At 55.2% G+C, this 1,699-nt stretch carries 2 protein-coding genes; both read right to left on the minus strand.

All coding sequences use genetic code 11. The features are described from left to right. Positions 1–152 precede the first annotated feature (152 nt). Entirely contained in the window at positions 153–1,538 is a 1,386-nt protein-coding gene (locus tag ACR0DB_RS22570; protein WP_480424160.1) for an IS1182 family transposase, read from the minus strand. Then, the coding region (locus ACR0DB_RS22575; protein WP_480553088.1) for a hypothetical protein at positions 1,507–1,699 on the minus strand (193 nt) is incomplete at its 5' end. The genes ACR0DB_RS22575 and ACR0DB_RS22570, both read right to left, overlap by 32 nt.

Here is a 1,699-nt window from a genome sequence, read left to right on the forward strand (position 1 = left end):
CATCTACTTTATGGTTGATGTGGGATCTGTATTCGACTGGACATGAGTTTTGCATCCGCAGCGAATGTCAGTAATGCGAGGATTCTGTTGAAAAACAACGTGTTGCAGTCGCAGAATGGGGTGACCTGAGCACGGCACGAGCGCCTTTCTGGTCAGGCGTTTCGCGTTTGCTGCGGTGCGGGAAAGATTTTCGCCAATTTGCGGAGGTTCTGGGCGGTGGCGGCGAGGAGGAATTCGTCATTTGCGCCGCACGGTCCACGTAATCGGAGCCGTCCAAGGCCTAGGATGCGCTTGAGGTGGGCGAAGAGCATCTCAACTTTCTTTCTGAGCTTCATCGCAATCTGGTACTCTTCAGTTTTGGCCAGATCTCTGGCGACCTGGCGCGCATCTTCGTGCTCTTCGCGGGTGATTTTGCGTGCATCAGCGTTGGGGCAGCATCTTTGTTTGGACGGACATACCTGGCAGACTTCTTTCAAGGCGCGATAGCGGGCTGTGCCCTTGCCCGACGGCCCCCGGTTTGGATCAGAGTAATTCCGGCGGAACTGTTTAAGCGCGTGACCCTCTGGGCAGATATATTGATCATGCTCAGCGTCCCATTCGAAGTCTGTGCGTGTCCAGGTGCCGTCGGGGCGTCCGGCCTTGTCGATGACCGGGATGTAAGGATCGATCTTGCGATCCACGAGCCAGCCGAGCATCGGGCCTGAGCCGTAGGCGGTATCGGCGATCATCCAGTCGGGGACGAGGTCGAACTTGTCCTTCACCCGGTCCAGCATCGTCTTTGTCGACCCCACTTCGGCTTGCCGGATGGATCTGGTCGCTTCCACATCCACAATCACGCTGTGATCTGTATCAACGAGGTAGTTATCAGAGTAAGCAAAGAAGGCTGGTGCCTTGTGCGCCGCTGTCCATTGGCTGGCAGGGTCCGAATATGAAATGAACTTAGGCTTGACTGGCGAGGCAGCACCAAACGCGGCCTCATCCAGGGTTTCCAGATATTCCCGAACAGCGCGCGGTGCGGTCTTGGCATCGATCTGTGCAGCATCCCATTCTTCTTGTGACGCTGAATACTGCTTGGTCGCTTCTGCCTCAATCAAGCTGGCATCAATCGCCATACGCTGGCCGCTGACCAAACCTTCTGCGATGCACCGCGCCACTGTCGTTTCGAACACGTGCCGCAAGAGTTCACTCTCGCGGAACCGACCATGGCGGTTCTTGGAAAAGGTAGAGTGATCCGGCACTCGATCAGTCAGATCGAGGCGACAGAACCAGCGATACGCAAGGTTCAGGTGCACTTCTTCGCACAACCGCCGTTCCGACCGGATGCCAAAGCAATAGCCCACCAGCAGCATGCGGATCAGCAACTCGGGATCGACGGAAGGGCGACCAGTATGACTGTAAAAATCCGCCAAATGATTGCGGATACTACTCAGGTCAACAAATCGATCAATCGACCGCAGCAGATGATTGTCCGGGACATGTTCCTCCAGGGAGAACTCATAGAACAGCTCAGCCTGAGTTTCCTGTTTTGGTCCCATCATCATCCAAACTCCCATTCAATAAGAGAATTGAATCAGCCAGATGGCCTTCGATCAAGACAGAGTTTTTCAACAGAATACGGGCTGCGACGGCAGCATTTAGGCAGTGGGTTGGATGTCGGCTCTGGGCCCTGAGTTCCAACCAGGACAAGTGGTTACCCGCT

Source organism: Ruegeria sp. AB6, assembly GCF_056542685.1.